Genomic DNA, 26,128 nt, shown 5'->3' on the forward strand with positions numbered 1-26,128 from the left:
CCTCTCCTCGGCGCAGTCCCCCTCCCGACCACGGTACGCCCCATCCCAACGCGGGGTCAGACCCTCGCGGCTTCCCGGTCCAGCCGCTGCGTGTCCAGCAACTGCGCATCCAGCAAGCTGACGATCCCGTTGACCGCGTCCCGGCCTGCCCTATTGGCGCCGACCGTGGACTGCGAAGGTCCGAATCCGATCAGGTGCACCCGCGGATCGGCCACCACTTCCGTGCCACGCACCTCGATCCCGCCACGGTCGTTGTGCAGCCCGAGCGGGTCCAGGTGGGTCAGGGCCGGCCGGAACCCGGTGGCCCACAGGATGACATCCACCCCGGTGAAAGACCCATCCGCTTCCCGCACCCCGTATGGTTCGATCGCGGTGAACATGGGCCGGCGGTCCAGGGCGCCACGCTCCTTGGCAGCGAGCGCGTAGGGTGTCCAGGCGAGATGCGTGTAGGAGACGATGCTGCCCACCGGGTTGCCAGCCTCCGCGTCCGCCGTCACCTTCTCGATGGTCTCGCGGCCTTCCACCTCGGGGCTGAAGCCGTGGCCCCGGAACACCGGTTCGCGCCGCGTGTACCAGCGGACCGTGGCCACGCGTGAGATCTCCTCCAGCTGCTGCAGCGCGGAGATCCCACCGCCCACCACGGCCACCCGCAGGCCTGCGAACTCCTCCAGGGAGACGTACTCCTTGGTGTGCAGCTGGCGGCCCCGGAAATTCTCCTGCCCGGGGTAGTGCGGCTGGACGGGGTTGGTCCAGGTCCCCGTGGCGTTCACCAGCACCCGGGTGGTCCACTGTCCGGCGCTGGACTCGATGACCAGCTCACCGTCCGGATCGTCGTCGGCGCGGTGCACGGAGGAGACCGTGACCGGGCGCAGGATCGGCAACTCCGTGGCCTGTTCGAACGCCGTGAAGTACGCCGGGACGGCGACCTTGCTGGGCGTCGACGGATCCACAGGGGTCTGGTGGAAGCGCGGCAGGTCGAAGATGTTGTTGACCGTCGACATGGTCAGCGAGTCCCAGCGGTGCTGCCAGGCCCCGCCCGCCCGCTCCTCGGCGTCGAGCATCACGAAAGTGCGCTCCGCCTCCGGGTCCGTCAGCGCACTGACGAAGCCGCGGGCCTTGAGGTGATAGCCGGCGGAGAGGCCGGCCTGACCCGCTCCGATGACGACGACGGTGGCGCGCCGCGCGCCGTCGGACATCGCCCCGTCGTATGCAGCTCCGTTGTACTCCAGCATGGTCATCGCGCGGCCCCGTCGTCGAGCCCGAGGTTCCGGCGCAGGGCGGCGGTGAGTTCGCCGATCTGCCCGAGCTGCTCGGCGCTGAAGGCGTCCAGGAAGAGTTCCCGGACCGCTCGCAGATGGGGAACCGACCCGGCGCGGAAGGTCTCCAGCCCCGCGTCGGTGGCCTGGACGTCGATGCCGTGGACCGCTTCGGCGCAGGCGTTCCGGGCGATCAGCCCGCGTTTCTCCATGCGACCAAGATGGTGCGAGAGGCGGCTGCGTTCCCAGCCGACCAGGGTGGCCAGCTCGGAGGAGCGCAGGGTCTTCTGTTCGGCCTCGCTCAGGGCCAGGAGCACCTGGTAGTCGCCCGTGGACAGGGACGATTCGCTCTGCAGCCGGGCGGCCAGGCGGGCTTGCAGGGCTTCCGCGGTCTCGATGTAGCTCCGCCAGGTGCGCAGCTGCTCCTGCGTGGGCATCGTGCGCGGCTTCGGCTGTTCCATGAATCCTCCCGGAGTTGACATGTCAACTCTACGAGCGCACTATTGACATGTCAATCCGAAAGCCGGGTGAAATGGAAAGGTCGTGGCAGCGATGACTGTCGACGTTCAGAAGCTGCAGTTCGGGCTCAACTCCTTCGGGGATGTGGCCACCGATGGGGATCGCATCCTGTCCGATGCCGAATCCCTGCGCCTGCTGGTGGACGAGGCGCAGCTCGCCGAGTCGGTGGGCCTGGACGTGTTCAGCGTCGGAGAGCACTACCGTGAAGGCCAGGTGGATTCCGCCACCCCGGTCCTGCTCGCGGCGGCCGCCCAGGCGACGTCGGCCATCCGGCTCGGCACTTCCGTGACGGTCCTCTCCACCCAGGATCCGGTACGGCTCTACCAGGAGTTCGCCACCGTGGACGCCCTCTCCGGCGGCCGCACCGAGATGGTCCTGGGCCGCGCCTCCGCCATCGAATCCTTCGCACTGTTCGGCTATGACATCGCCGAATACGAGCAGCTCTTCGAGGAGAAGCTGGACCTGTTCCTCAAGCTCATGCGCCAGGACCGCGTCACCTGGTCCGGCAAGTACCGCAGCCCCCTGAACGACGTCCGCCTGCACCCGCGCATGCCGGAGGGTGGGATCCCCGCCTGGATCGGCATCGGCGGCAGCCCGGACTCCGTGGTCCGCGCCGCCAAGAACGGCCTGCCGCTCATGATGGCCATCATCGGCGGCCGTCCCGAACGCTTCGCCGGGCACGCCGAGCTGTACCTGAAGGCGCTGGCCAAGTACGGGCACCAGGAACTGCCCATCGCCCAGCACTCCCTCGGCCTGGTGGCGGAGACGGATGACGAGGCGAAGAACCTGCACTGGAAGCGCTGGGAGCCGGTGGTCACCCGGATGAGCCAGGAGCGCGGCTTCTACCCGCCCACCAAGGCCCGGTATGAGGAGGAAGTGGACACCGGCGCCCTGTACGTCGGTTCCCCGGAGACGGTGGCACAGAAGATCGCAGGCATCGTCCGGGCCAACCACCTCTCCCGCTTCGACCTGAAGTACGACCTGCTCCACCTGCCGGTGAAGGCCCGCGAGCAGAGCATCCGCCTCCTCGGCGAGAAGGTCGCCCCGCGCGTGCGCGAGCTTCTCGCGGAGGAGCCCGGCCTCTGGTATCCCACCAACCGTCCCATCGCCCGCATCACCGCGGACGGCAAGGCCGTCCACGCCTGATCCGCTTCAGCGCAAGGAGAATCTCATGAGCACCACCCTCGGAATCCTCGGCGCCGGCAAGGTCGGCACCGTCTTCGCCCGCCTCGCGCTGGCCGCCGGCCACCGCGTCCTGATCTCCGGTTCCGGCGACCCGGAGCGGATCTCCCTCATCATCGACGTCCTGGCACCCGGCGCCGTCGCGGTCCGGCCGGAGGAGGCGGCGCGGGACGCCGACGTCGTCATCCTCGCCCTGCTGCTGGGCAAGTACCGGAGCCTGCCGGCGGAGGAACTGCGCGGCAAGCCGGTCATCGACGCCATGAACTACTGGTGGGAGACGGACGGCCTGCGCGAAGATCTGCGCAACCCGGAGACCTCCACCAGCGAGATCGTGCAGGACTTCCTGTCCGGTTCCCGCGTGGTGAAGGCCTTCAACCACATGGGCTACCACGACCTGGACGAGGGCGCTCTGCCGGCCGGCGCGGTGGGCCGCAAGGCGATCGCCGTCGCCGGTGACGCGGACGACGACGTCGCGGCGGTCGCTGCGCTGGTGGATGCGCTCGGCTTCGATCCGGTCCTGGCCGGCCCGCTCGCCGCCGGCGTGGAGCTGGAGCCCGGGCACCCGGCCTTCGGCGCCAACGTCACCGGGGAGGAACTGCGGGAGATGGTAGGGCTCCTGGCGGAGGACGCCGCCGCTTAGGCATCACGGCTCCGCTTTCCCCGGCCCTATGGAAATCCCCCTGCGCTTCAGCGGCAGGGAATGTCCACAACGGCGGGGAAAACGCCGGCACCGGGAAAGAGCTACAGCCCCAGGCGCTCCACGGCCTCCTCCCGCATCTCCACCTTGCGGATCTTGCCGGAGACCGTCATGGGGAAGCTGCCGCGCACGTCCAGGTACCGCGGGATCTTGTAGTGCGCCAGGCGTCCGGCGCAGAACTCACGGAGGTCCTCGACGGTCAGCTCCGGAACACCCGGCTTGAGGATCACGCAGGCCATGAGCTCCTCCCCGTACTTCTCATCCGGCACCCCAATCACCTGCACGTCCTGGATGGACGGGTGGTGGTACAGGAACTCCTCGATCTCCCGCGGGTAGATGTTCTCGCCGCCGCGGATCACCATGTCCTTGATGCGGCCCTCCACCAGGATGTAGCCGTCCTCATCCATGCGGGCCAGGTCCCCGGTGTGCATCCAGCCTTCGGCATCGATGGCCTCCGCAGTCTTGTCCGGCTGATCCCAGTACCCCTTCATGACCACATAGCCACGCGTGCACAGCTCTCCGATCTCCCCGCGCGACACGGCCTCACCGGTGCCGGGGTCGATGATGCGGCTCTCACAGTGCGGCATGGTCCGCCCGACGGACTCGGTGCGCTGCGCCAGGGTGTCGCCCTCGCGGGTCATGGTGGACACCGGGGACGTCTCCGTCATGCCGTAGCAGATTGCCACGTCACGCATGTGCATCTCCCCGATCACCCGCTTCATGACCTCGATGGGGCACAGCGACCCCGCCATGACACCCGTCCGCAGCGTGGACAGCACATAGGAGCCGAAGTCCGGCAGCGCCAGTTCTGCGATGAACATGGTCGGTACCCCGTACAGCGAGGTCGCCCCGAAGTCCTGGACGGACTGCAGCGTGGCGGCGGGGCTGAAGGAGCGGGACGGGATGATGGCCGTGCCGCCGTAGGAGAAGATGTTCAGATTGCCGATCACCATGCCGAAGCAGTGGTAGAACGGCACCGGGATGACCACCTTGTCCTCTTCGGTGTATTTCAGCAGCGCGCCGATCTGGTGCCCGTTGTTGAGGATGTTGTGGTGGCTCAGGGTGGCGCCCTTGGGGAACCCCGTGGTGCCGGAGGTGTACTGGATGTTGATGGCGTCCTGCGGGTCCAGCCCCGCCATGCGTTCGGCGAGCGCAGACTGCCCGACGCCGGCCGCCTCGGCAAGCAGGCCGGCCCAGCTGCGCTCTCCCTCGCGTTCGGGCACGCCGGCTTCGAGAGCCACGAGCGGATCGCTCTCCTCATTGCCCGGCAGGAAGACGAGTTCGGTCAGCCCGGGGCAGTTGAGCGCGGCGTCGCGGGCCATGGCGACGTACTCGCTGTTGCGGTCCGTGGGTGCCAGCACCAGCATCCGCATGCCGTTCTGCTTCGCCACGAACTCCAGCTCATGGCTGCGGTAGGCCGGGTTGACGTTGACCAGGATCGCCCCGATCTTCGCGGTGGCGTACTGCAGGATGGTCCACTCGGCGCAGTTGGCGCTCCAGATGCCCACCCGCTCCCCCACGCCGATGCCCACGGCCAGCAACGCACGCGCCAGGAGGTCGACGTCGTCGTTCAGCTCTCGGTAGGTCCAGCGGCGCAGCGGCTTGCCCGGCAGCGCGGCCTCGATGAGCGCCTCACGCTCGGGAAAGCGCCGCACCACGGCCTCGAAGTCGTCTCCGATGGTCCGGTCGATCAGCGGGACGCTGGCGTCTCCGGCGGTGTAGGAAGGAGCGCTGAAGGAGTCCATGGGAGGCACGTTACTGCCCGGCCGCGTCCGCCACCACCCTAAGAGGTGCGGCGGCCCTCCAGCCAGGCGGCCACGCCTCCGCCGAGGGCACCGAAAAGGTGCATCTGCCAGGAGATCCCGATCCGGCCGGGCAGCACTCCCCACAGAACCGCCCCGTAGGCGAGCAGCACCAGCAGCCCCACGCCGATCTGCAGCGGCTTCCGCGCGTACACGCCCCGCAGCACCAGGTACACGATCCATCCGAACACCAGCCCGGACGCCCCCACGTGCACCGAACCGGGGAACCCGAACAGCCACGCCCCGATGCCGCCGCTCACCCAGACGAGCGCCGTGACGCGCACCCAGGTGGCCACACCGGAGAGCAGGATCATGAATCCGAGCACCAGCAGCGGGCCGGTGTTGGAGATCAGGTGGCCCCAGCCGTTGTGCAGCAGGGGTGCGAACAGCAGGCCCGCCAGGCCGTCCAGTCTCCAGGGCCGGACCCCGAACGAGTTCAGCCGGTTGCCGAGCACGGTGTTGACGATCTCCACGGCCCAGAGCACCGCGACGAATCCCGCGATGGTCCCGGCGGCGGTGGCGAAGCGGCTGCGGGCGGGGCTTTGCCGGTCGAGACTGGAACTCATCGGCTCAGTCTAAAAGGTTCCGGAACGCTGAAATGCACCGGAACGACGACGGCGCGGCCTTCCGTGAGGAGGTCCCGCGCCGTCGTGGAAACGTCGGTGAGGCTCAGCCTTCGCCGTTGGACTCGGCGGCCTGGGTCTTCGCCACCTGGGCGTGCACCTCGGCCATGTCCAGGCCCTTGACGGCCTCCACCAGCTTCTCCAGGTCCGGTGCGGACATGGCGCCGGGCTGGGAGAAGACCAGGACCTGCTCGCGGAACGCCATCAGCGTGGGGATGGAGGTGATGCCGGCTTCGGCGGAGAGCTGCTGCTCGGCCTCGGTGTCCACCTTGGCGAAGAAGACGTCCGGGTGCTTCTCCGACACGGCGGCGTAGTTGGGGGCGAACATCTTGCACGGACGGCACCAATCGGCCCAGAAGTCCACCAGCACGATGTCGTTGCCCTGGATGGTCTCAGCGAACTGTTCCCCGGTGATGTCTACGGTAGCCATACCTCCACGGTATCGAGCGCGCCTCCCGCTGGCCACCGCGAGCGCCACCTTTCCGCTCACGGCGTGACCGGTGCGATGGCCGAGAACCCCGCCGGAAAAATCAGCCTCCCGCCCCCTTCCCTTTCATTGAACACGTGTTTAGCATCTTAAACATGCGTTCAGCACCAGAGGACGATCTCACCACCAAGGCCCGCATCCGTGACGCCGCCATCCGGCTCTACGCCCGGGACGGCTTCACCAAGACGAGCCTGCGCGCCATCGCGACGGAGGCCGGAGTCAGCCCCGGCCTGCTCATCCACCACTTCGGTTCCGCGGCGGGGCTCCGCGAGGCCTGCGACAAACAGGTCCTGGGGGTCACCACCGAACGGGCCAGCACCAAGATGCACCCCCACGGCCTCAAGGACCTCATGAGCGAGTTCACCCGGAACCCGGACGGCTACACGCTGGAGATGGACTACCTCCGGCAGGCCCTCCTGGAGGGCACCGCCACCAGTGCGGCTCTGTTCCAGCACCTCGTGGAGCTGAGCGAGACCGTGATCCGCGCCGGCATCGAGGACGGCACGGTCCGCCCCTTCGAGGACGTCCGCGGCGTGGCCGTCCTGACGGCTTTCAGCAGCGTCGGGTCCCTCGCCTTCGGGCCGTACGCCGCGGAGGCACTGGGGCTCGACGGCGGCTGGCAGGGCGTCCTGCAACGCATCGGCGGGCCCGGGCTGGAGCTGTACACCCACGGCTTCTACACCACGGACGCCTTCCTCACGGCCTATCGAGAAGCAACCACCCCAGACCCTGACGAATCGCAGGAGGCCTGACATGTCATCCAGCATCAGTGTGGACTCCCTCCACAAGTCTTTCGCCCGCAATGAGGTCCTGCACGGACTCAGCTTCGAGTTGCCACCCGGATCGGTCCTGGGCCTGATCGGGCCGAACGGCGCCGGGAAGACCACCACGCTGCGCTGCCTGCTGGACATCATCCGCCCCAGCAGCGGAACGCTCCGCGTCCTCGGCGAGGATCCACGGCACTCCGGACCGGAGCTCCGCCGGCGGATCGGCTACCTGCCGGGCGAGCTGATCCTGGAGTCCCGGGTCACCGGCCGCAGGCTCCTGAACCACTTCGCCGCCCTGTCCGGGCCCGTGAAGCGCGGACGGATCGAGGAACTGGCCGAGCGCCTCGCGGTCCCCTTGGACAAGCAGGTGCGCGAGCTCTCCAAGGGCAACAAGCAGAAGCTCGGTCTCATTCAGGCGTTCATGCACGACCCGGAGCTCCTGGTCCTGGACGAACCCACCAGCGGCCTGGACCCGCTCCTCCAGCAGGAGTTCCTGGCCATGGTGGCGGAGGTCCGGAACGACGGCCGCTCCGTCCTCCTCAGCTCCCACGTCCTGAGCGAGCTGCAGCAGAGCGCGGACCGGGTGGCCATCCTGCGGGCCGGCACCATCGTGGCGAACGCCAGCGTGGACGAACTCCGCGCCAACGCGGTGCGCAAGCTCCGCGTCCGCCTCGAGGACGGCCAGGAGGCGCTCGACGACGCCACGCGCCGCCTCTCGGCGGTCCCCGGCGTCGACGGCCTGCGCACCCTGCCGGACGGACAGCTGGAGGCGAGCGTCCACGACGGCATCCGCCCCCTGCTCACCGCGCTGGCCGCGCTGCCGGTGACCGACGTCGTCCTGGAAGAACCTGATCTGGAGGAAGCGGTGCTCACCCTGTACGGCACCAACCACGGCAACGGCCATCCGGCCACCGCGACCGGGCACCGGACCCGGCGACTGGAACGTCACGCACGGAAGGAGTCCTGACATGTGGGAGATCTTCACGCGAGGCGTGGTGGACAGCTGGCGCGCGACGCTGACCTGGGCCGTGGGCCTGGTGGCTGCGGCGGCCCTGTACCTGCCGCTCTTCCCGTCGATGGTGGGCAACGGACAGATGCAGCAGATGCTCAATTCGCTGCCCTCGCAGCTGGTCAAGACCCTCAACTACGATCAGCTCGGCAACGGTGCGGGATACACCCAGTCCACGCTCTTCGGGCTACTGGGTTTCCTGCTGCTGAGCATGGCCACGATCGCCTGGGGCGCGTCCGCCGTGGGGTCGGATGAGGAGTCCGGGATCCTGGAGCTGACCCTGGCGCACGGCGTGACGCGCGTGCAGCTGGTGGCCGGGCGCGCCTTGGCGATCCTGGCCCGGTTGTTCCTCCTGGTGCTGGTCATGTACTGCGCCGTGGCCGTCCTCAACGGCCCGTCCCAGCTGAGCCTGAACCTGGGGACGGTGGCCGGCGCGGCCCTCGGCTATGCGGGCCTGATGGCCCTGAGTTCCGCGGCGGCGCTGCTCGGCGGAGCCCTCCGGGGCCGGCGCGTGCACGGGCTGATGCTGGGCGCGGCGGTCTCCGTGGCCGGGTATGTGTTCAACGCCGTGGGCCGCCAGAGCGACTCCGCGAAATGGCTGCTGAACTTCTCGCCGTACCACTGGTTCTTCGGCGCCAACCCGTTCAGCAACGGCGTCGACTGGGGCGCCTGCATCGGGATGTGGGTCGGGACGATCGTGCTCATGGCGCTCGCCGCGGTGGTCCTCCGGGCGCGCGACGTGGGCCGCTGAGCGCCCACAGGAATTGGGGGGGCTGCCGGGCTTCGGCCCGGCAGTTCGTCTTTGCCGGGGCGGCGTCACCACTCATGCGGAGCGTGGCTGCGCGAACCGGGCAGCGCCACCTGGGCCCGCCACTCGTGGAGCCATTCGGGCAGCTCAAGGCCTTCCGGCACGGGGCCGACTTCGGCAAGGATCTCCTCATTGGTGACCGGCCTGCCGCGGTGGACCAGGCGGGTGGCGAGGTAGGCGCGGGCGTAGACCTCGCCGTCGGCCACCATGCGCTGCTCGAAGTAGATGGCTTTGGCGTCCAGACCGATGATGCGCGTCTCGATCGTGTAGGGCTGCCACAGCTTCACGGACTTGCGGTAGCTGATGGTCTGCGCGGCCACCACGGGACTCCAGCCCTTGCGGCGCATCCGCTGCCATACCCCGGCGCGGACCATGAGGTCGAAACGCCCCAGGTCCATGAGCGAGAAGTACATGCCGTTGTTGATGTGCACGGCGATGTCCACATCGGTGGGCAGGGCCCGCATCGGCAGGCTCGACACGTCCCAGATGCTCAGCGGCGAGCGGCGGCGGGAGGCGAACAGCAGCCACAGGGTGCGGAAGATCAGATGCATGGCTTCATGTTACTCATCAGTAACTTCCGGCGGAAGGGTGCCTCAGCGCCGGTGCGCGACGACGACGGCGGTCTGCCCGTCGTCGCTCAGCTCACCGCGGGCGGCCAGGCCGACGTCGCCCGCTGCCGCGACGGCGGCAGGCAGCTGATGGCGGTTCAGCTCGAGCAGCAGGCGGCCGCCGGGGCTCAGCCAGGCGCCGACGTCGCGCATCAGTTCGCGGACGAAGTCCAGGCCGTCCTCCCCGGCGAAGACAGCGGCACCGGGTTCGTGCTCGCGGGACTCGTGGGGCATGAATTCGGCCTCGGCCAGGGGGACGTAGGGCGGGACAGCGGCCAGGACGTCGATGCGGCCGCGGTGTTTCGCGGGGATGGCGGTGAGGCCGGGGCCTTCGAACAACTCCGCCTCCTCCCCCAGATTCCGGCGTGCGAAGCCGAGGGAGACGGGATCGACGTCCGAGGCCTGGAGACGGGCGCCCGGGACGTGGTGGCGGACCCAGGAGGCGAGGGGCGCGGCGCCGCAGAACGCCTCGTGGACCAGGGGTGAATCGAACGCGCGGGAGGCTTCGACGGCAAGCCCGGCCAGGAACAGCGAGCGCTGGCGCGGGATGAAGACGCCGGGGCCCACGGTCAGGCGCAGCCCGCCGAAGTCCACCCAGCCCACCAGGTGCTCCAACGGCTCGCCGCGCTCGCGGCGAAGGCAGAGCGCATCCAGCTCGACGGCGTCGTCCGTGACGCTTTCCAGGATGGCGGCCTCCTCTTCGGCGAAGACGCAGCCGGCAGCGCGCAGGCGGAGGATCAGGGAGGCCGTGTCCACGGTGGCGGGGGTCATGGCTCTCATGGTCCGCCCGCCCGGGCCGCCGCACAACTTCCGTCCGCCGACTATTGTCTCGCCGAGAGCGAACTCCCGGCAGATGTTCACCCGCCATTCACGATCGTTATGGAAAATGAGCGGGACGAGATGAAGAAGAGCAGCAAAGGAGACTGCTATGAGCACGCTGAACGCCACCGAGACCACCCACGTCTGGCCGGAGATCCCCACGGGTCAATCCGTCACGCTCGCCGACCGCCATGGTCAGCGCATCGTGGGCCATGTGGACGGCATGACAGACGACCGCACCACCCTCTGGGTCCAGCTCGACGGCGGCCTGGGCCGCCGCCTGATCCACCACCTGGACGGCTTCGCGCTGGAGGGCTGAACCGCCTTTCGCTGCGACGCCCCGGGCATTCCGCCCGGGGCGTTTCCGTGTCCGGGTTCGGCGCCGGGCCGGGCGCCCTTCTTGACTGTGGGCGCCCCGATTGCGGCGCCCACCGTCAATAAGGGCGCCGGAATCAAGCCGTGTGACGCGATGCGCACATCGAGCGGATCAGCCGACTTCACCGGAAGAACGTCTCCCAGCAGCACCTCGCTCAGGCCAGGTCCTCGAAGCTATCCTCGCCCGGTCGCCAGACCATCCAGGCTTGATCGGGGAATCCCCTGAGCTCGGCTATCTCAACGTAGACGTCTTCCTTGGCGGGGTGAATCACTACCGTTCCGGTCTCGAGTTCGAGTCGGATGCCACTGCCGGTGGCTTCGCTGGTGGAGATCACCACGCCGGGGGTCAAGCGGCGCAGAGCATCCGCGTAGCCCAGATCGTGCTCGTGCCAGAGACGGCCGGCCGTTTGAACGGCTGGCCATACGAAACTATTGAGCACGATGGGACCACCACCCGGAGGCCCGTCGAATCGCAACTGCACGTAGTCGTTGACTACGAACTCGACCGAATACATCCGGTCGCCTACCAGCCTCGAAAGCAGTTCGTTCGGCTCATACGGTGCTGCAGTCATGTTCTGTCCCCCTCGTTCACTCCAATTGTGGCGCATGTGAGGACGATCGAGACGCGCCGTTATGGACACGGACACCGTAGACATGGCGCACCCTGGATAAACACGAAGGGCCCGGAACCTTTCGGTTCCGGGCCCTTCGCTCGGGTGGCAGATGAGGGATTCGAACCCCCGTAGGCAGTGCCAGCTGATTTACAGTCAGCCCCCTTTGGCCGCTCGGGTAATCTGCCGAACTTCACTGGGAAGCACTTCGCCCCACCGTTTCCAGCGAGTTGAAGCAAGACAACCTTACAGAAGATTCGCCGTAAAACCGAATCGGCACCCGATTGCCCCCTCCAGAGCCAGGATCAGGCCTGTTCCGAACCATCCTCTGTCCCCAGGATGGTGCGGTTCATACGCTCCTCGAAGCGTGCCGCCTGTTCCGGCGTGAGCTGTTTGAGCTGGACTGCGCGTTGCAGATCTTCGTGGATGCCGCTCAGGCGGGCCTGCGGCGCGGCTTGAGGTGCGAAGGCCACGGATGCTGCGACGACGGCGGCCGTCGCCACCGCCGCTGATGCCCCCATGAGGGTGGCCGCGGCCTTCCCTGCGGCACCGGCCACCGAATACTTCTTGCGCTCCGCACTCATGCCAGGTCCTTCCTCGACTCCGCTTGCGGTTCCACTGACTGCAACTCTTCCGCGGGAGCTTGAGTTCCACCACGGGATCAGCTGTGAGTGAACTGTGAACGGGTCCTTGAACGCCGCCCGGGCCGGATCCGCTCCCAGGACATAAACTTGCAGGGAGAAAAGTTCCCAACCGCCAAGGAGAGTCATGGCCGGCGAGTCCACATTCGACGTTGTCAGCAAGGTAGACAAGCAGGAGGTCGCCAACGCCCTCAACCAGTCCCAGAAGGAGATCGCCCAGCGGTACGACTTCAAGGGCGTGGGCGCGGAGATCGATTTCAGCGGCGAGAAGATCCTTATGAAGGCCAACTCCGAGGAGCGCGTCAAGGCCGTCCTGGACGTCTTCGAGACCAAGCTCATCAAGCGCGGCATCTCCCTGAAGTCCCTGGACGCCGGCGAGCCCTTCGCCTCCGGCAAGGAGTACCGTCTGGAAGCCTCCATCAAGGAGGGCATCGCCCAGGACATGGCCAAGAAGATCAACAAGATCATTCGCGACGAGGCCCCCAAGTCCGTCAAGTCCCAGATCCAGGGCGACGAACTGCGCGTCACGTCCAAGTCCCGCGACGACCTCCAGGCCACCATGGCCATCCTCAAGAACTTCGAGGAAGCCGACCTGCAGTTCGTGAACTTCCGCAGCTAGAAGCCAACCGGTCGGGTCTAACTGTCGGTATCAGGACCCCTGAGCGACAGTTAGACCCGACCAGTTGGGGAAGAGCGCACTTCGTCCAGCTCCCGCACGAACGCTTCGAGCGCCTCGCCATACGCCGGGTCCCGATGCGTTGCGGCGATCTCCTCCAGCGGCGGCAGGTCCATGGCACGGATGAGCTTCAGCCGGGCGTCGACGGCGGCCGTCTCCCCGGCCCGCCGCAGCACCTCGAGCCCGCCGGCCAGTGCCGCCAGGTAGTCCCGCAGCACCGGCAGCCGGTCCTTGCCCTGCGTGATGGACGTGCCGCTCGCCCGGACGCGCCAGCGGACCACCACATCCGGGATCACGTCGAACGCCTGCGCCTGCGTGTACATCTCCTGCGCCACGATCTGGTCCTCGTACATGACGCCTTCGGGGAACCGTCGCCCGGCCCAGAACGCCGTCCGGCTCACCTTGGACCACGCCACGATGTTGCCGCTCGCCTCCGGGTGCTCCCGCAGCGACGTCCCCAGCTGCTCCGGCGACGTCGCCGCGGCCACCCACGGCTGCACCGGCCCCGCCACGTATTCCGCTCCATCCGGCCGGGTCCGCACATACGCCCCGAGCACAAAGTCGCTGCCGGAGCGCTCCAGCGTTCCGCAGAGGCGTTCCAGGGCCGTGGGCGTGAATTCGTCGTCGGCGTCCAGGAATCCCAGATAGGGCGTCTCCACCAGATCGAGCGCGGCGTTCCGCGCGGCTCCGAGACCCCGCGACGCCTCGTGCCGGACGAGCGTGAACCGCTCGTCCTCCTGCGCGGCCTGCGCGAACAGCTCGCCGGTGCCGTCCACGGAACCATCGTCCACCAGCACGGCCCGCCAGCAGGTCTCCGTCTGCGAGCGCAGCGAGTCCAGGGCCGCGGGGACGAACTCCTCGACGTCCCGGCCAGGAACGATGATGGTCACGATGGGCTCGGGACGTTGCACAGCTGAAATTCTACCGACGCCCTCCGCAACGACGACGACGGCGGCCGCCCGCCGTCGTCGTTCATCCGTTGGTCAGTTGATCGCAGTCCGGCGCAGCAACACTGCGATCAAATGCGCTTCACAGCTCCCCCACTCTCGTGCCTCGAGCGGGACCCCTCGCTGCTTGCTGGTTCGCGGGGAAGGGAAACCAGATCAGCCCCGCGCCATGCCTTCCAGGCGGGCGATGCGCTGGTCCATCGGCGGGTGGGTGGAGAAGAGCTTCGCCATGCCGGCGCCGCGGAACGGGTTGGCGATCATCAGGTGCGAGGTGTTCACCAGGCTCTGCTCCGGCGGGAGCGGGTACTGGTTCACGCCGCCCTCGATCTTGCGCAGGGCGGAGGCGAGCGCCAGCGGGTCGCCCGTGAGCTTCGAGCCGTCCTCGTCGGCGTCGTACTCGCGCGTCCGTGAGATGGCCATCTGAATCAGAGACGCCGCGAACGGCGCCAGCAGTGCCAGAACGATCGCCGCGAACGGGTTGACGTTCCGCTCCCCGTCCCGGCTGCCGCCTCCGAAGAACATCATGAACTGCGCCACCGAGGTGATCACACCGGCCACGGCCGCTGCAACCGAGGACGTCAGGATGTCCCGGTTGTAGACATGCATGAGCTCATGCCCCAGGACGCCGCGGAGCTCACGGTCGTTGAGCAACTGCACGATCCCCTGCGTCACGCACACGGCCGCGTTCTTCGGATTGCGGCCCGTGGCGAAGGCGTTGGGCGCCATGGTGGGCGAGATGTAGATGCGCGGCATCGGCTGTCCGGCGCGTTGCGAGAGCTCCCGCACCACCTGGTACAGCCCCGGGGCCTGCGCCTCCGGGATCTCCACGGCCTGCATGGAGCGGATGGCGATCTTATCGCTGTTCCAGTAGCCGTAAGCAGTGGTGGCCACGCCGATGAGCGCCATGATCCAGATGGGCGTGGCGCTGCGGGTGAAGAGCCCGATCACGGCGCCGAGCCCCAGCAGCACCGCCCACAGGACGCCGAAAAGCCCCGCGGTCTTCAGGCCGTTGTGATGGTCGTGCACGGTGTTCCTCTCCCTTGTGGACCGCCCGCCGTGGACGGTCCCTTCACATTCTTCCAACGTCCGTTCAGGGCGTGGGGTTCCGCGCGTCGTAGTCCAGGAACCCACGCTGCATCCGCGAGACCGCCCAGGTGGCCACGATGCACACCAGCCCGCCCACTAGCAGCACCCAGCCTTCGCGGAACCAGGTGGTGGCGCCACCGGCCAGCATGTCACCCAGGCGCGGCCCACCGGCCACCACCACGATGAACACGCCCTGCAGCCGGCCGCGGAACTCGTCCGGCGTGGCCGCCTGCAGAATGGTGCTGCGGAAGACCGCGCTGATCGAGTCCGCCACGCCCGCCGCGGCGCAGCAGAGCGCCGCGGGCAGCAGCCACACCGTCACCCCATGCCTCCCGCCGTCGCCGGCCAGCACCACCATCAGCCCGAACGCGGACAGGCTGGCGCCCCAGCCCATGACGGAGACGACGACGGCCACCCCCTGCCGCCGCACGTGCTGCATCGGCCCGCTGAACAGTCCCGCCAGGAAGGCTCCCAGCGCGAAGGACGCGAGCAGGATGCCCACGGTGCTCTCCCCGCCGCCGAGCATGACGGCGCCGATGGCGGGCAGGAGCGCGCGGGGCTGGCTGCTGATCATGGCGATGAGGTCCACGATGAACGTCATGCGCAGATTGGGCCGCGTGCCCAGGAAGCGGAACCCTTCCACCACGCTGGACAGGCCCACCTTCCGCGGCTCGCCCTCCGGCGGCATGGCCGGCAGCCGGAACAGCGCCCACATGATGACGAAAAAGCTGACCGCGTCCAGCGTGTAGGTCCATTCGAAGCCCAGGGACGCCACCAGGAAGCCGCCCAGCAGCGGGCCCACCATGGTCGCCAGGCCGAAGGTGATCATGTTCAGCGCGTTGGCCGAGGCCAGCAGTTCCGGCCGGATCAGCAGCGGGATCATGGCGGAACGGGCCGGCGCGTTGAAGCCCAGCGCGGCGCTCTGCACGGCCGCCATGGCGAACAGAAGCCACACGTTGTCCAGGTGGAACCAGGCCTGCAGTGCCAGCACCACGGCACTGAGCCAGAGTCCCGCGGAGGCGAGGATCGCCACTGTGCGACGGTCGTGCGCATCCGCCACAGAGCCTCCGAAGAGGCCCGCGATCACCAGCGGGACCAGCGCGAACACGCTCAGCAGACCCACATAGGAGCTCTCCTGGGTGATCTTGTAGACCTCCAGGCTGAGCGCGACGACGGTGAGCTGGCTTCCCGCGTTGGACACGGCTGTGCCGATCCAGAGGCGCTTGAACGCGGGGCTCTCCCGCAACGGGGTCAGATCGGCCAGGAGTCTCCGCACCCGCTCAGACCTCCAAATCCCGCGTGGAGGTCACGACGGCGCGGAGCGCCGTTTCGAGGAAGCGCACGACGCCGTCGGCGTGGGCCTCGCGGTCGATCGCCAGGCTGATCAGAGACTCCTCCGCGAACGCCACCCAGGAGCGCAGGGCCACCCGGAGCAGGGCGGTGTCCGGCATGCCCAGTTCGATGAACGCCTCCAGCAGCCGCTGAGCGTTCAGCTCACGGGATTCGTCCACCACGCGGCGCACAGCCGGATCGCCACTGGCCACGCCGCGGACCAGCGAGTAGAAGGTGCCCCGGTGCTGCTGCACGAATTCAGTGATCCTCAGGAGGGTGTCGTGGATCCGCTCCCCGGGCTCCAGATCGAGCCGCGGGGCGGTGCTCACCAGGAGGCTGTCCCGTGCCTTGGTGACCACGGCAAGGTGCATGCCCTGCCGGGTTTCGAAGTAGTGAAACAGGAGCGGACGGGAGACTCCGGCACGCCGGGCGAGTTCATCCATGGTCAGCTCATCGAGCGTGTGGTCGGCCAGGAAGTTGACCCCGGTGGCGACGAGCTGTGCCCGGCGTTCTTCAGGACTCAGGCGGACTCGCGGCACATCAGACACGTTCTGAAGTCTACTGACTGTGCCGGGTGATCGACCGCTCTCTATTGACTGCTAGTCAATAGACTCGGTATGGTCTGGATCACACGCCGCCGCAGAAGCCGGCGCCTTCCCCCAGGAGGATCGATGAAGTTCCCCAAGTCTGAGCGCGTGCGCAGGATGGCCTCCTCGCACGCCGGGCGCATCACGCTCGTGGCCGTCCCCGCAGCCCTGGCGGCCAGCGTTCTCATGGGCGGAGTCGCCCAGGGTGCCGTCCCCGTCTCCTTCGCCGTCTCCGGCAGCCAGTTCCAGATCGCGGCGAGCCAGCTGGAGGGCACCGGCTTCTCCCAGTACGCCGGTGTCGCCAAGGACACTGCGGGCAAGGACCACACGGTGGCCATCGCCAACATCAAGAGCGCCACCCTGGCCGATCTCTGTCAGGCCGTCACCACGGACACCCCGCTCGGCAAGGTCGGCGTCCTCATTCACGCCGGCGGCGGCGGGAACCCCGCCTCGGCCTCGGATCTGCAGATCGGCATGACCGGCCTGAAGGGCGACGCCTCCTTCGGCAAGATCCGCATCGGCGTGGACGCCTCCACGGTCAACACCGACGCCAAGGGCTCCGCGGGCGACTTCGCCCAGGACTCCGACACCATCTCCATCAAGGGCCTGCAGCAGACCGCGTGGAGCACCCAGGCCTCCGTCTTCACCCTGACGGGGATGTCCCTGGAGCTGACCGACGGCTCCAAGGGCTGCTTCTGAGGAGGGCTATCACCATGAGCGAGGACCAGATCCTGCCCGGCGACGCACGGCGTGGTCGCCGTGACGCCGCGGAGAGCACCCCTCAGGAGAGCCCCCGCCCCGCCACCGGATTCCGGGCCTGGCGGAAGCAGCGCCCCTTCCTCGGGGGCCTGCTGGTGGCGCTCGGCGGCGTCGAGATGTTCTTCTCCGGGCAACTCGACATCGGCCGGCTGCACATCCAGCTGGGCATCGAAGGCCTCCAGGCCACCGTCATCCCGATCGCCCTGGTGCTGCTGGGCGTCCTGGCGATGCTGATGCCGGCGCACCGCGTCTTCTACGGGGTCCTGGCTCTGGTGGTGGCCATCTACTCCCTGGTGGGCGTCAACCTCGGAGGTTTCCTCCTCGGCATGCTGCTCGCCGGGACAGGAGGCGTCCTGGTGGTCGCCTGGATGGGGCCGCAAGCCGCGAAGGCGCGGGAGCGGACCGCATGACGGCCCGACGCCGCGGCCTCGCCGCGGTCCTGGCCGGCGCCATCCTGGTGACACCGGTCACCCTGGGCGCCGCCCGCGCGCCCGAATCGGCGCCCGCGGCGCTGTGCCTTCCGCTCATCTTCACGTGCCCTCAGCCGTCGCCATCCCCCTCGCCCACCACCCCGGCGGGCGTCACCCCCGCGCCGGGTGCCGGTTCCCCCACGGCCCCCGCGCAGCAGCCGGGGACCCCGGCCACGGGCCTCCCCGGCCCGCCGCCCCTGCCCGGCACCCCGGGGGCGGACCCGGGCACCCCCACGGCGCCCGGCGATCCCGCAAGCCCCGGCGCGCCGCCGTCGGGCACCAACACCTCCCCGACGCCGTCGCCCGGCAGCACCAAGCCCGTCGCCGCGCCGCGGGACGCCGGGACGCCGGTCTTCACCCGGACGCCCGCCTCCATGGGCTCGAAGGGGCTGTCCTTCACCGGGCTGCTCGGGATCTCGATCGTCACCGTCCCCACCTCCGACGGCGGCACCGTCCGCGCTCTGAAGATCACGGCGGACTCCATCACCATCACCGGTTTCTCCCTGACCGTGCGCCCTCCGGGCGGCGCCGGGCTGGTCACCACCGCGGACACCATGACGCTCAGTGGTCACGTCAGCGTCTATCTGGGCTCCGTCACGGCGACGACGCAGAACGGCCGCAGCCTCACTCTCGGCACCGACACGCCTCCCCCGCTCGACGACGTCGCGCCCGGACTGCTGCGGGTCACCATGGGCCTGGTGGGCAGCATCGCCGAGTCGATCACGTACACGAACACCGATCAGCGCATCGTCCAGCCCTGAAATACCGCCGGGATCATGCCACGGGAACGGCCGTCACGGCGGCCCGTTCCCGTGGCATGATTTTTTCACCGGAACTTCGCCTTTCCTTATTGTGATCGAGTCAAAATAAGTGGTTCAATGGAGGCATGTCCCAGTACACGGCGCCCCCCGGGCGGGCCACCTCGTGGTCCGAGCAGCTGCGCGCGGCCGGTCGCCGCGTCACCAAGCAGCGGCTCGCCGTCCTCTCCGCCATCGACACCAACCCGCATTCGACGGCTGAGCGCATCCTGGAGTCCGCCCGGCAGGAACTGCCCGGGCTGTCCGCCCAGTCCGTGTATGTGGTGCTCGGCGACCTGACCGAACTCGGCATGGTCCGCCGCTTCGAGCCGCCCCACTCGCCCGCCCTCTACGAGACGCGCATCGGCGACAACCACCATCACGCCGTCTGCACCCGTTGCGGCCGTGTGGAGGACATCGACTGCACCGTCGGGCACGCACCGTGCCTGGAACCGCACTGGAACGCATCCCAGAGCCCCATGACCATCCAGATCGCAGACGTCCTGTTCCAGGGCATCTGTCAGGACTGCCTGGCCGCGGAGCACCGGGCCGAAAGCTAGCCCCGCCGCATCGCCCCGGCGGTGCGGCCTCCGCGATTCGACTGGACCCCATTGAATAACCACCCATCACACCGGAAGGAAAACCGTGTCTGAGAGCACCATTTCCAAGTGCCCCGTCGCGCATGGCGGACGCGTCCACCCCACCAAGGGCAGCGCCAACACCGAATGGTGGCCTAACAAGCTCAACCTGAAGATCCTGGCGAAGAACCCGGCCGTGGCGAACCCGCTCGACTCCGGTTTCGACTACACCGAGGCCTTCAACAACCTGGACCTGGACGCGGTCAAGGCCGACCTCGCCGCCCTCATGACGGACTCCCAGGACTGGTGGCCGGCCGACTTCGGGCACTACGGCCCGCTCATGATCCGCATGGCCTGGCACTCCGCCGGAACCTACCGCTCTCACGACGGCCGCGGTGGCGGTGGCGCCGGTCAGCAGCGTTTCGCCCCCCTGAACTCCTGGCCGGACAACGGCAACCTGGACAAGGCCCGCCGTCTCCTGTGGCCGGTGAAGAAGAAATACGGCCAGGCCATCTCCTGGGCCGACCTGTTCATCCTGGCGGGCAACGTGGCCCTCGAGGACATGGGCCTGAAGACCTTCGGCTTCGCCGGTGGCCGACCGGACGTCTGGGAAGCGGATGACGACGTCTACTGGGGCCCGGAGAAGGTCTGGCTGGACAACGAGCGCTACACCGGCGCCCGCGATCTGGAGGCTCCGCTGGCCGCCGTGCAGATGGGTCTGATCTACGTGAACCCGGAAGGCCCGGACGGCAACCCGGACCCGCTGGCCTCCGCCATCGACATCCGTGAGACCTTCCGCCGCATGGGCATGGACGACGCGGAGACCGTGGCCCTGATCGCCGGCGGCCACACCTTCGGCAAGACCCATGGCGCCCACAAGGACGACAAGCTGGGCGCCGATCCCGAGGCGGCCCCCCTGGAGAGCCAGGGCCTGGGCTGGAAGAACGGCTACGGCACCGGCGACGGCGACGACACCCTCACTTCCGGCCTGGAGGTCACCTGGACCTACCACCCCACCCGCTGGGACAACGAGTTCTTCCACATCCTGTACGCGTACGACTGGGAGCTGTTCGAGTCCCCGGCAGGTGCCAAGCAGTGGCGTCCGACGAACGACGGCGGCGCGGACATGGTCCCCATGGCCCACTCCGAGGGCAAGCGCGAGCCGCGCATGCTCACCAGCGACCTCGCCCTGCGTGAGGACCCGATCTACGGCCCCATCTCCCTGCGTTTCAAGGAGAACCCGGCCGAGTTCGAGGACGCCTTCGCCCGCGCCTGGTTCAAGCTGACCCACCGTGACATGGGCCCCAAGGTCCGTTACCTCGGCAAGGAGGTCCCGGCCGAGGACCTCATCTGGCAGGACCCGCTGCCCGCCGCTCCGGCCCAGACCATCGGTGACGCCGAGATCGCCGTCCTCAAGGAGAAGATCGCCGCTTCCGGCCTCTCCGTGGAGGACCTGGTCTCCACCGCCTGGAAGGCCGCTGCGTCCTTCCGCGGTTCCGACAAGCGCGGCGGCGCCAACGGCGGCCGCATCCGCCTGGAGCCGCAGGTCAGCTGGTCCGTGAACCAGCCGGAGAAGCTGAAGCCCGTCATCGCCGTGCTCGAGGGCATCGTGGAAGACTTCAACGCCACCGCCGCCGTGAAGGTCTCCTTCGCCGACGTCGTGGTCCTCGCCGGCAACGTCGGTGTGGAGCAGGCCGCCCTGGCCGCCGGCCAGGAGGTCACCGTCCCGTTCACCCCGGGCCGCGTCGACGCCACACAGGAGCAGACCAGCACGGAGCAGTTCGCCTGGCTGCAGCCGGTGGCCGACGGCTTCCGCAACTACAACAGCGGCTACGTCAACCTGCCGGCTGAGTACCTGCTGATCGACCGCGCCAACCTGCTGAACCTGTCCGCGCCCGAGCTGACCGTCCTCCTCGGCGGCCTGCGCGTGCTGGGCAACAACTGGGACGGCTCCACCACGGGTGTCTTCACCGACCGCCCGGGTGCGCTCAGCAACGACTTCTTCGTGAACCTGCTGGACCTCGGCCAGACCTGGCTCCCGGCGGAGGACCAGCAGAGCTACACCACGGCCGACGGCCGCTGGACCGGCAGCCGCGTGGACCTGGTGTTCGGCGCCAACTCCGAGCTGCGCGCCGTCGCCGAGGTCTACGCCTCCGACGACGCTCAGGAGAAGTTCGTGGCGGACTTCGCCCAGGCCTGGGCCAAGGTCATGGACAACGACCGCTTCGAACTGCAGAAGTAGTCAGGACCCGTCCGACGGCGAAGGCCCCGTCCCACCGTGTGGTGGGACGGGGCCTTCCCCGTTCCGGCGCCGGAACCTCCTGCGCCGGAGTGCGCGGTCACTTCGTGCAGAGCGCGCCCAGTTCATTGAGGCTGTCCTGCACCCTCCTGCTGGAGTCCGTGATGGTGGACGCCTTGTCCGCGGCCGTGGCGGGGTCCGCGGCGATGTCCTTGACGGTCTTGGTGAAGTCGGCGAGGGAGGAACCAACGGCCTCCGCCCTGGCCTTCACCTCGGCGTTCGTGATGCCCTTGACCGAGGCGCCGAACGCCTCGGACGCCTTGCTCAGGCCGGTGGCGGCCGCCTGCGGATCCGTGGCGAAGCCGCCCAGCGAGCTGGACACCTCCGCGGCGATCCCGGTCGCCGTGGTGCTCAGTGCGGCGCAGGCCTCCAAGGTGCTCTGCCCACCGCTGCAGGCGCTGAGCGCAAGAAGCGCGACGACGGCGGCGCCGGCCAGGAGGGCGGGACGTCGGTTCATCGGCACCCCTCAGCCCTGCTGCGCCAGCTCGGCGTCGATGGTCAGGAAGAAGGATTTCAGCAGCCGGTCGAAGGACTCGGTGGCGCCGTCCCGGTCGCCGGTGACCACCACGCCGTAACGGAGGCCCGTGAGCGCCGCCACGAAGAGCCGGGCGCTCCGCCAGGCGGCCTCATCCTTGAGCCCCTGGTTCACCAGCCACTCATGCACCGCTTCCACCCAGGAGGTGAAGAGCGCGCCGCCGTTGCCGCGCGGAGCCTCCAGGACGGCGTCCTGCATGGCGGCTTCGAAGTGCAGGCGCTGCAATTGCATGCCGTACTCGCGCAGGCCGATCTTCCAGGCGTTCCAGAGCCAGGCGGCGAACTCATCCCGGTCCGCCTTGACCATCTCCGGGTCCAGGACCTCCGCCGGGCGGGCCTCGATGGCATGGACGATCTGGGAGATGAGCTCCTCCCGGGAGCCGAAATGGTAGACCAGCACGTAGCTGCTGATCCCCAGGCCCTCGGCCAGGGTGCGGAACGTCAGATCCGCGATGGACTTGTCCTGCAGGTACAGCAGGATGTCGTGCATGAGTTCGGATTTACGCTCGGGTCGGGGAGGACGCGCCATACGGCCAAGTTTAGGTCCCCTTCGGAAGCGAGCGGTGACTTTCGTCTCCTATGACGACGACGGCGCGTGGCCCACCGGGGTGGGCCACGCGCCGACGCGAAGCGGCGATTCGTGAAGCGGCGGCTCGCCGTCGTGCAGCGAGAGTGAACCGCGAGAGTCCTGCCGGGAGGTCAGTCGACCTTGACGGTGACCGCAGGGACGCCGTCCTCGCGGTGGATCGGCGAACGCGGGTTCAGTCGGGAATGCCGCTGGCCGTAGGCGAAGTAGATCAGGAACCCGATCACCACCCAGCCGGCGAAGAACATCCAGGTCTGTACCGCCAGATTCAGCATCAGGTAGAAGCAGAGGACGGCGGACAGGACGGGGATGACCGGGCCGAACGGGATACGGAAGCTCGGCTTCAGGTCCGGGCGGCGCTTGCGCAGGAACAGCACGCCCACGGAGACCAGGACGAAGGCGCAGAGGGTTCCGATGTTGATCATCTCCTCCAGGACCTCCACCTGGGTCAGGCCGGCCACCAGGGCCACGGCCACGCCGCAGATGATCTGCGTCCGGGCCGGGGTGGAGCGCTTGTCGCTGGTGCGGGACAGGCTGCGCGGCAGCAGCCCGTCCCGGCTCATGGCCAGGACCACGCGGGCCAGACCCATGAGGAGCACCATGATGACGGTGGTGAGGCCGATGAGGGAGCCGAAGGCGATGACCTTGGCTGCGTCCTTGTTGCCGACCATCTCGAAGGCAGTGGTCAGGGTGGGCGCCGCGTCCTTGGCCAGATCCGCGTAGGAGACCATGCCGGTCAGGGTCAGGGAGACCAGGATGTAGAGGGCCGTGGTGATCGCCAGACCGCCGAAGATGCCGCGCGGCAGGGTCTTCTGCGGGTTCTTGACCTCCTCGGCGGAGGTGGCCACCACGTCGAAGCCGATGAAGGCGAAGAACACCAGGGCCGCACCGGCGAAGACGCCCAGGACACCGTACTGGGCCGGGGCGGCACCGCTCAGGAACGCGAACAGCGTCTGCTTCAGGGCGCCCTGGCTCGGGTCCAGGTGGGTGGGGACGGACGCCGGGACGAACGGGGTGTAGTTCTTCACGTTCAGGTAGGCGAAGCCCGCGAAGATCACGAACAGCACCACGCAGATCTTGATGATCGTGAAGACGTTGCCCACCCGGGCGGACAGCTTGGTGCCCAGCACCAGCAGTGCCGTGAAGATCGCCACGATGAGGAAAGCACCCCAGTAGACGTCCACGCCGCCGACGGAGATGGCGTCCGGCAGCTTCACGCCGATCAGTTCGAAGACCTTGTTCAGGTAGATGCCCCAGTACTTGGCGATGACCGCCGCGGCGGTGAACATCTCGAGGATGAGGTTCCAGCCGACGATCCAGGCCACCACCTCGCCGAGGGTGGCGTAGGTGAAGAGGTACGCGGAGCCGGCCACGGGGATCGCCGTGGCGAACTCGGCGTAGCACATGATCGCCAGGGCACAGGTGACGGCGGCGATGATGAAGGAGATGGTCACCGCGGGGCCGGCGTAATTCGCGGCCGCGTTGGCGCCGACGGAGAAGATACCGGCGCCGACGGCCACGGCGACGCCCATGATCATGAGGTCCCAGGCGCTCAGGGAGCGCTTGAGCTTGCGCCCGGGCTCATCGGAGTCGGCGATCGACTGCTCGATGGACTTGGTTCGGAGAATGTTCATTTGTGTCCACATTCAGTGTCGTGTAAAGGATCGTCATAAAGGGTAGTGTCCACCCTTCGGACGACCGCTTTACGTCCACGATGTGAGACGCATAAAGCCGATTACACGGGCGTCACTCGCCGCGGGAAATCGCCACCATCTCCTCGCGCGGGACCACCTTGACGCGCTCACGCTCCACTGGAACCCCATGTGAACCGCCGTTGGCGGTGGCGGCGGCGCCCAGCGCCAGCTCGTGGGCGTCCAGGAGATTCCAGCCTTCCCATGTGGTGAACCGCACACCGCGGCCCTCCAGAAGCTCGACGACGGCGGCCTCCTCGGGAGCCTCGGCGGCGGGGAGGTTCAGACGGTCCTCCAGGAGGTAGCCGATGGTCTCCAGGGCGTCGCCCTTGGTGTGGCCGATCAGGCCCACCGGGCCGCGCTTGATCCAGCCCGTGGCGTAGAGGCCCGGCACATGGGTGCCTTCGGCACCCAGCACGCGGCCGCCGTCGTTCTTGATGACGCCGCGGCGCTCATCGAACTCGACGCCCGGCAGGGGCGAGCCGAAGTAGCCGATGGCCCGGTAGACGGCCTGGACCGGGTAATCCACCTGCTCGCCGGTGCCGCGGGCGTTGCCCGTGCCGTCCAGCTCCATGCGCTCGAAGCGGATGCCGCCCACGTGCCCGGGACGCTCGGGGTCCTCCAGGATCTCCACCGGGGAGTGCAGGAAGTGCAGGTGCAGGCGGCGCGAGGAGGCGTCCTCACCCTCGTGGGCCTCCTCCACCAGCCAGTTGGTCAGGGTGTTGACCATGGTCTTGACCTGGTTGTTCTTCTTGATGGCCTCATCCGACGCCTCGTCGAAGTCGAAGTCCTCCGGGTAGAGGACGATGTCCACATCGCGGGAGTGGGAGAGTTCGCGGAGCTCCAGCGGGGTGAACTTCACCTGGGCCGGGCCGCGGCGGCCGAACACGTGCACATCGGACACCGGGGACTTCTTCAGGCCCTCGTAGACGTTGTCCGGGATCTCGGTGACCAGCAGGTCGTCCGCGTGCTTTGACAGGACACGGGCCACATCCAGCGCCACGTTGCCGTTGCCGATGACCGCGATCTCCTTGGCCTCCAGAGGCCACTCACGGGAGACATCCGGGTGGCCGTCGTACCAGGAGACGAAGTCCGCGCCGCCGTAGGAGCCTTCGAGGTCGATGCCGGGGATGTTCAGCTGGGCGTCCTTGATGGCGCCGGTGGCGAAGATCACGGCGTCATAGTGCTTCTGGAGGTCCTCCAGCGTCAGATCCTCGCCGAAGTGCACATTGCCGAAGAAACGGATGTCGCCGCGGTCCAGGACCTTGTGGAGGGCGTTCACGATGCCCTTGATGCGGGGGTGGTCCGGTGCCACGCCGTAGCGGATCAGGCCGTACGGGGCCGGGTAGCGCTCGAAGAGATCGATGGAGACGTGCACTTCCCCGTCCTTGACATCCTGCGATTTGGTGAGGATGTCCGCCGCGTAGACGCCGGCCGGGCCGGAGCCGATGATGGCGACGCGCAGGGGGCGGGTGGCTGTGTGCACAGACTCGACAGACAAGAGCTGACCTTCCGGATCGAGAAGCCCGTGGATGAGCACGGACTCAACAAGTCTAGTGCGCGGCGGCCCACGCCCGGGCGA

At 68.3% G+C, this 26,128-nt stretch carries 29 protein-coding genes and 1 tRNA gene; 12 read left to right on the forward strand and 18 right to left on the reverse strand.

What is annotated here, in order from left to right:
- Positions 1 to 56: 56 nt before the first annotated feature.
- Both Q9R02_RS12435 and Q9R02_RS12440 read right to left on the reverse strand, forming a co-directional pair.
- On the reverse strand, positions 57 to 1,238 hold the full coding sequence (locus tag Q9R02_RS12435) for an NAD(P)-binding domain-containing protein (protein WP_305997019.1): 1,182 nt from the start codon (positions 1,236 to 1,238) through the stop codon (positions 57 to 59).
- Positions 1,235 to 1,717, reverse strand: coding sequence for a MarR family winged helix-turn-helix transcriptional regulator (locus Q9R02_RS12440; RefSeq protein WP_305997020.1), 483 nt, complete (start codon positions 1,715 to 1,717; stop codon positions 1,235 to 1,237). The genes Q9R02_RS12435 and Q9R02_RS12440 overlap by 4 nt, the downstream gene beginning before the upstream one ends.
- A 91-nt stretch (positions 1,718 to 1,808) precedes the next feature.
- On the opposite strand from Q9R02_RS12440, the gene Q9R02_RS12445 reads away from it, so the two are divergent.
- Together Q9R02_RS12445 and Q9R02_RS12450 are read left to right on the forward strand one after the other, a co-directional pair.
- On the forward strand, positions 1,809 to 2,921 hold the full coding sequence (locus Q9R02_RS12445; protein ID WP_305997064.1) for an LLM class flavin-dependent oxidoreductase: 1,113 nt from the start codon (positions 1,809 to 1,811) through the stop codon (positions 2,919 to 2,921).
- 25 nt (positions 2,922 to 2,946) lie between these two features.
- Positions 2,947 to 3,597 carry an NADPH-dependent F420 reductase gene (locus Q9R02_RS12450; RefSeq protein ID WP_305997021.1) on the forward strand — a complete coding sequence of 217 codons (651 nt, stop codon included), beginning with the start codon at positions 2,947 to 2,949 and terminating at the stop codon, positions 3,595 to 3,597.
- Between the two features lie 101 nt (positions 3,598 to 3,698).
- Here the strand turns inward: Q9R02_RS12450 and Q9R02_RS12455 are convergent, their stop codons facing one another.
- From Q9R02_RS12455 to Q9R02_RS12465, 3 genes are all read right to left on the reverse strand, one after another.
- Positions 3,699 to 5,399: an AMP-binding protein gene (locus tag Q9R02_RS12455; protein WP_305997022.1), complete on the reverse strand. Its 1,701-nt coding sequence runs from the start codon at positions 5,397 to 5,399 to the stop codon at positions 3,699 to 3,701.
- A 38-nt stretch (positions 5,400 to 5,437) separates the two neighbouring features.
- Positions 5,438 to 6,022 (reverse strand): rhomboid family intramembrane serine protease, encoded by a 585-nt coding sequence (locus Q9R02_RS12460; protein WP_305997023.1) that lies wholly within the window; start codon positions 6,020 to 6,022, stop codon positions 5,438 to 5,440.
- Between the two features lie 103 nt (positions 6,023 to 6,125).
- Positions 6,126 to 6,509: a thioredoxin family protein gene (locus Q9R02_RS12465; protein WP_305997024.1), complete on the reverse strand. Its 384-nt coding sequence runs from the start codon at positions 6,507 to 6,509 to the stop codon at positions 6,126 to 6,128.
- 152 nt (positions 6,510 to 6,661) lie between these two features.
- On the opposite strand from Q9R02_RS12465, the gene Q9R02_RS12470 reads away from it, so the two are divergent.
- The 3 genes from Q9R02_RS12470 to Q9R02_RS12480 are packed head-to-tail and all read left to right on the forward strand — an operon-like array spanning position 6,662 to position 9,093.
- Positions 6,662 to 7,318 (forward strand): TetR/AcrR family transcriptional regulator, encoded by a 657-nt coding sequence (locus Q9R02_RS12470; protein WP_305997025.1) that lies wholly within the window; start codon positions 6,662 to 6,664, stop codon positions 7,316 to 7,318.
- Between the two features lies 1 nt (position 7,319).
- Positions 7,320 to 8,300: an ABC transporter ATP-binding protein gene (locus tag Q9R02_RS12475; RefSeq protein ID WP_305997026.1), complete on the forward strand. Its 981-nt coding sequence runs from the start codon at positions 7,320 to 7,322 to the stop codon at positions 8,298 to 8,300.
- A gap of 1 nt (position 8,301) precedes the next feature.
- Positions 8,302 to 9,093 carry an efflux permease Rv1217c-related protein gene (locus tag Q9R02_RS12480; RefSeq protein ID WP_305997027.1) on the forward strand — a complete coding sequence of 264 codons (792 nt, stop codon included), beginning with the start codon at positions 8,302 to 8,304 and terminating at the stop codon, positions 9,091 to 9,093.
- A gap of 65 nt (positions 9,094 to 9,158) precedes the next feature.
- On the opposite strand, the gene Q9R02_RS12485 is transcribed toward Q9R02_RS12480, so the two are convergent.
- Together Q9R02_RS12485 and Q9R02_RS12490 are read right to left on the reverse strand one after the other, a co-directional pair.
- Entirely contained in the window at positions 9,159 to 9,701 is a 543-nt protein-coding gene (locus Q9R02_RS12485; protein ID WP_305997028.1) for an acyl-CoA thioesterase, read from the reverse strand.
- Between the two features lie 42 nt (positions 9,702 to 9,743).
- Positions 9,744 to 10,529, reverse strand: coding sequence for a class I SAM-dependent methyltransferase (locus Q9R02_RS12490; protein ID WP_305997029.1), 786 nt, complete (start codon positions 10,527 to 10,529; stop codon positions 9,744 to 9,746).
- Positions 10,530 to 10,686: 157 nt separating this feature from the next.
- On the opposite strand from Q9R02_RS12490, the gene Q9R02_RS12495 reads away from it, so the two are divergent.
- Positions 10,687 to 10,896 (forward strand): hypothetical protein, encoded by a 210-nt coding sequence (locus Q9R02_RS12495; RefSeq protein ID WP_305997030.1) that lies wholly within the window; start codon positions 10,687 to 10,689, stop codon positions 10,894 to 10,896.
- Between the two features lie 211 nt (positions 10,897 to 11,107).
- Here the strand turns inward: Q9R02_RS12495 and Q9R02_RS12500 are convergent, their stop codons facing one another.
- The 3 genes from Q9R02_RS12500 to Q9R02_RS12510 all read right to left on the reverse strand — a co-directional run bounded on the left by Q9R02_RS12500 (position 11,108) and on the right by Q9R02_RS12510 (position 12,147).
- A complete protein-coding gene (locus Q9R02_RS12500) occupies positions 11,108 to 11,524 on the reverse strand; it encodes a hypothetical protein (protein WP_305997031.1) in 417 nt (138 codons plus the stop codon).
- Positions 11,525 to 11,669: 145 nt separating this feature from the next.
- Positions 11,670 to 11,751, reverse strand: a tRNA-Tyr gene (locus Q9R02_RS12505).
- Between the two features lie 117 nt (positions 11,752 to 11,868).
- The gene (locus Q9R02_RS12510) at positions 11,869 to 12,147 is read right to left on the reverse strand and encodes a hypothetical protein (protein WP_305997032.1); all 279 of its coding nucleotides are present in this window, start codon (positions 12,145 to 12,147) and stop codon (positions 11,869 to 11,871) included.
- Positions 12,148 to 12,331: 184 nt separating this feature from the next.
- Here Q9R02_RS12510 and Q9R02_RS12515 point away from each other — a divergent pair, with 184 nt between their 5' ends.
- Positions 12,332 to 12,823: a YajQ family cyclic di-GMP-binding protein gene (locus tag Q9R02_RS12515; RefSeq protein ID WP_305997033.1), complete on the forward strand. Its 492-nt coding sequence runs from the start codon at positions 12,332 to 12,334 to the stop codon at positions 12,821 to 12,823.
- A 50-nt stretch (positions 12,824 to 12,873) separates the two neighbouring features.
- On the opposite strand, the gene Q9R02_RS12520 is transcribed toward Q9R02_RS12515, so the two are convergent.
- The 4 genes from Q9R02_RS12520 to Q9R02_RS12535 all read right to left on the reverse strand — a co-directional run bounded on the left by Q9R02_RS12520 (position 12,874) and on the right by Q9R02_RS12535 (position 16,793).
- Positions 12,874 to 13,791 carry a glycosyltransferase family 2 protein gene (locus tag Q9R02_RS12520; protein ID WP_305997034.1) on the reverse strand — a complete coding sequence of 306 codons (918 nt, stop codon included), beginning with the start codon at positions 13,789 to 13,791 and terminating at the stop codon, positions 12,874 to 12,876.
- A 192-nt stretch (positions 13,792 to 13,983) separates the two neighbouring features.
- A complete protein-coding gene (htpX, locus tag Q9R02_RS12525; protein ID WP_305997035.1) occupies positions 13,984 to 14,853 on the reverse strand; it encodes a zinc metalloprotease HtpX in 870 nt (289 codons plus the stop codon).
- A gap of 64 nt (positions 14,854 to 14,917) precedes the next feature.
- Positions 14,918 to 16,189 (reverse strand): MFS transporter, encoded by a 1,272-nt coding sequence (locus Q9R02_RS12530; RefSeq protein ID WP_305997036.1) that lies wholly within the window; start codon positions 16,187 to 16,189, stop codon positions 14,918 to 14,920.
- A gap of 4 nt (positions 16,190 to 16,193) precedes the next feature.
- Positions 16,194 to 16,793 carry a TetR/AcrR family transcriptional regulator gene (locus tag Q9R02_RS12535; RefSeq protein WP_305997037.1) on the reverse strand — a complete coding sequence of 200 codons (600 nt, stop codon included), beginning with the start codon at positions 16,791 to 16,793 and terminating at the stop codon, positions 16,194 to 16,196.
- A 123-nt stretch (positions 16,794 to 16,916) separates the two neighbouring features.
- On the opposite strand from Q9R02_RS12535, the gene Q9R02_RS12540 reads away from it, so the two are divergent.
- The 5 genes from Q9R02_RS12540 to katG all read left to right on the forward strand — a co-directional run bounded on the left by Q9R02_RS12540 (position 16,917) and on the right by katG (position 21,678).
- Positions 16,917 to 17,531: a DUF6230 family protein gene (locus tag Q9R02_RS12540; RefSeq protein ID WP_305997038.1), complete on the forward strand. Its 615-nt coding sequence runs from the start codon at positions 16,917 to 16,919 to the stop codon at positions 17,529 to 17,531.
- Positions 17,532 to 17,545: 14 nt separating this feature from the next.
- Complete coding sequence (locus Q9R02_RS12545) at positions 17,546 to 18,001, forward strand: DUF6114 domain-containing protein (RefSeq protein ID WP_305997039.1); 456 nt, start codon at positions 17,546 to 17,548, stop codon at positions 17,999 to 18,001.
- Positions 17,998 to 18,822: a hypothetical protein gene (locus tag Q9R02_RS12550; RefSeq protein ID WP_305997040.1), complete on the forward strand. Its 825-nt coding sequence runs from the start codon at positions 17,998 to 18,000 to the stop codon at positions 18,820 to 18,822. Before Q9R02_RS12545 ends, Q9R02_RS12550 begins: the two co-directional genes overlap by 4 nt.
- A 125-nt stretch (positions 18,823 to 18,947) precedes the next feature.
- Positions 18,948 to 19,418: a Fur family transcriptional regulator gene (locus Q9R02_RS12555; protein ID WP_305997041.1), complete on the forward strand. Its 471-nt coding sequence runs from the start codon at positions 18,948 to 18,950 to the stop codon at positions 19,416 to 19,418.
- Between the two features lie 85 nt (positions 19,419 to 19,503).
- Complete coding sequence (katG, locus tag Q9R02_RS12560; RefSeq protein ID WP_305997042.1) at positions 19,504 to 21,678, forward strand: catalase/peroxidase HPI; 2,175 nt, start codon at positions 19,504 to 19,506, stop codon at positions 21,676 to 21,678.
- A gap of 97 nt (positions 21,679 to 21,775) precedes the next feature.
- Here katG and Q9R02_RS12565 read toward each other — a convergent pair whose 3' ends face one another.
- The 4 genes from Q9R02_RS12565 to Q9R02_RS12580 form a co-directional block, all read right to left on the reverse strand.
- Positions 21,776 to 22,192 carry a hypothetical protein gene (locus Q9R02_RS12565; RefSeq protein WP_305997043.1) on the reverse strand — a complete coding sequence of 139 codons (417 nt, stop codon included), beginning with the start codon at positions 22,190 to 22,192 and terminating at the stop codon, positions 21,776 to 21,778.
- Between the two features lie 9 nt (positions 22,193 to 22,201).
- A complete protein-coding gene (locus tag Q9R02_RS12570; RefSeq protein ID WP_305997044.1) occupies positions 22,202 to 22,798 on the reverse strand; it encodes a TetR/AcrR family transcriptional regulator in 597 nt (198 codons plus the stop codon).
- Between the two features lie 170 nt (positions 22,799 to 22,968).
- Positions 22,969 to 24,489: an amino acid permease gene (locus Q9R02_RS12575; RefSeq protein WP_305997045.1), complete on the reverse strand. Its 1,521-nt coding sequence runs from the start codon at positions 24,487 to 24,489 to the stop codon at positions 22,969 to 22,971.
- 112 nt (positions 24,490 to 24,601) lie between these two features.
- Positions 24,602 to 26,047: an FAD-dependent oxidoreductase gene (locus Q9R02_RS12580; protein ID WP_305997046.1), complete on the reverse strand. Its 1,446-nt coding sequence runs from the start codon at positions 26,045 to 26,047 to the stop codon at positions 24,602 to 24,604.
- Between the last annotated feature and the right edge of the window lie 81 nt (positions 26,048 to 26,128).

This window comes from Arthrobacter horti, from assembly GCF_030731045.1.
GTDB classification, from domain to species: Bacteria; Actinomycetota; Actinomycetes; order Actinomycetales; family Micrococcaceae; genus Arthrobacter_E; species Arthrobacter_E nanjingensis.

Excerpts from the sequence above, each read along its gene's own strand:
- Q9R02_RS12435 (WP_305997019.1), bottom strand. The coding sequence starts at position 1,238 with ATGACCATGCTGGAGTACAACGGAGCTGCATACGACGGGGCGATGTCC.
- Q9R02_RS12440 (WP_305997020.1), bottom strand. The coding sequence starts at position 1,717 with ATGGAACAGCCGAAGCCGCGCACGATGCCCACGCAGGAGCAGCTGCGC.
- Q9R02_RS12445 (WP_305997064.1), top strand. The coding sequence starts at position 1,809 with ATGACTGTCGACGTTCAGAAGCTGCAGTTCGGGCTCAACTCCTTCGGG.
- Q9R02_RS12450 (WP_305997021.1), top strand. The coding sequence starts at position 2,947 with ATGAGCACCACCCTCGGAATCCTCGGCGCCGGCAAGGTCGGCACCGTC.
- Q9R02_RS12455 (WP_305997022.1), bottom strand. The coding sequence starts at position 5,399 with ATGGACTCCTTCAGCGCTCCTTCCTACACCGCCGGAGACGCCAGCGTC.
- Q9R02_RS12460 (WP_305997023.1), bottom strand. The coding sequence starts at position 6,022 with ATGAGTTCCAGTCTCGACCGGCAAAGCCCCGCCCGCAGCCGCTTCGCC.
- Q9R02_RS12465 (WP_305997024.1), bottom strand. The coding sequence starts at position 6,509 with ATGGCTACCGTAGACATCACCGGGGAACAGTTCGCTGAGACCATCCAG.
- Q9R02_RS12470 (WP_305997025.1), top strand. The coding sequence starts at position 6,662 with ATGCGTTCAGCACCAGAGGACGATCTCACCACCAAGGCCCGCATCCGT.
- Q9R02_RS12475 (WP_305997026.1), top strand. The coding sequence starts at position 7,320 with ATGTCATCCAGCATCAGTGTGGACTCCCTCCACAAGTCTTTCGCCCGC.
- Q9R02_RS12480 (WP_305997027.1), top strand. The coding sequence starts at position 8,302 with ATGTGGGAGATCTTCACGCGAGGCGTGGTGGACAGCTGGCGCGCGACG.
- Q9R02_RS12485 (WP_305997028.1), bottom strand. The coding sequence starts at position 9,701 with ATGCATCTGATCTTCCGCACCCTGTGGCTGCTGTTCGCCTCCCGCCGC.
- Q9R02_RS12490 (WP_305997029.1), bottom strand. The coding sequence starts at position 10,529 with ATGACCCCCGCCACCGTGGACACGGCCTCCCTGATCCTCCGCCTGCGC.
- Q9R02_RS12495 (WP_305997030.1), top strand. The coding sequence starts at position 10,687 with ATGAGCACGCTGAACGCCACCGAGACCACCCACGTCTGGCCGGAGATC.
- Q9R02_RS12500 (WP_305997031.1), bottom strand. The coding sequence starts at position 11,524 with ATGACTGCAGCACCGTATGAGCCGAACGAACTGCTTTCGAGGCTGGTA.
- Q9R02_RS12510 (WP_305997032.1), bottom strand. The coding sequence starts at position 12,147 with ATGAGTGCGGAGCGCAAGAAGTATTCGGTGGCCGGTGCCGCAGGGAAG.
- Q9R02_RS12515 (WP_305997033.1), top strand. The coding sequence starts at position 12,332 with ATGGCCGGCGAGTCCACATTCGACGTTGTCAGCAAGGTAGACAAGCAG.
- Q9R02_RS12540 (WP_305997038.1), top strand. The coding sequence starts at position 16,917 with ATGAAGTTCCCCAAGTCTGAGCGCGTGCGCAGGATGGCCTCCTCGCAC.
- Q9R02_RS12545 (WP_305997039.1), top strand. The coding sequence starts at position 17,546 with ATGAGCGAGGACCAGATCCTGCCCGGCGACGCACGGCGTGGTCGCCGT.
- Q9R02_RS12550 (WP_305997040.1), top strand. The coding sequence starts at position 17,998 with ATGACGGCCCGACGCCGCGGCCTCGCCGCGGTCCTGGCCGGCGCCATC.
- Q9R02_RS12555 (WP_305997041.1), top strand. The coding sequence starts at position 18,948 with ATGTCCCAGTACACGGCGCCCCCCGGGCGGGCCACCTCGTGGTCCGAG.
- Q9R02_RS12565 (WP_305997043.1), bottom strand. The coding sequence starts at position 22,192 with ATGAACCGACGTCCCGCCCTCCTGGCCGGCGCCGCCGTCGTCGCGCTT.
- Q9R02_RS12570 (WP_305997044.1), bottom strand. The coding sequence starts at position 22,798 with ATGGCGCGTCCTCCCCGACCCGAGCGTAAATCCGAACTCATGCACGAC.
- Q9R02_RS12575 (WP_305997045.1), bottom strand. The coding sequence starts at position 24,489 with ATGAACATTCTCCGAACCAAGTCCATCGAGCAGTCGATCGCCGACTCC.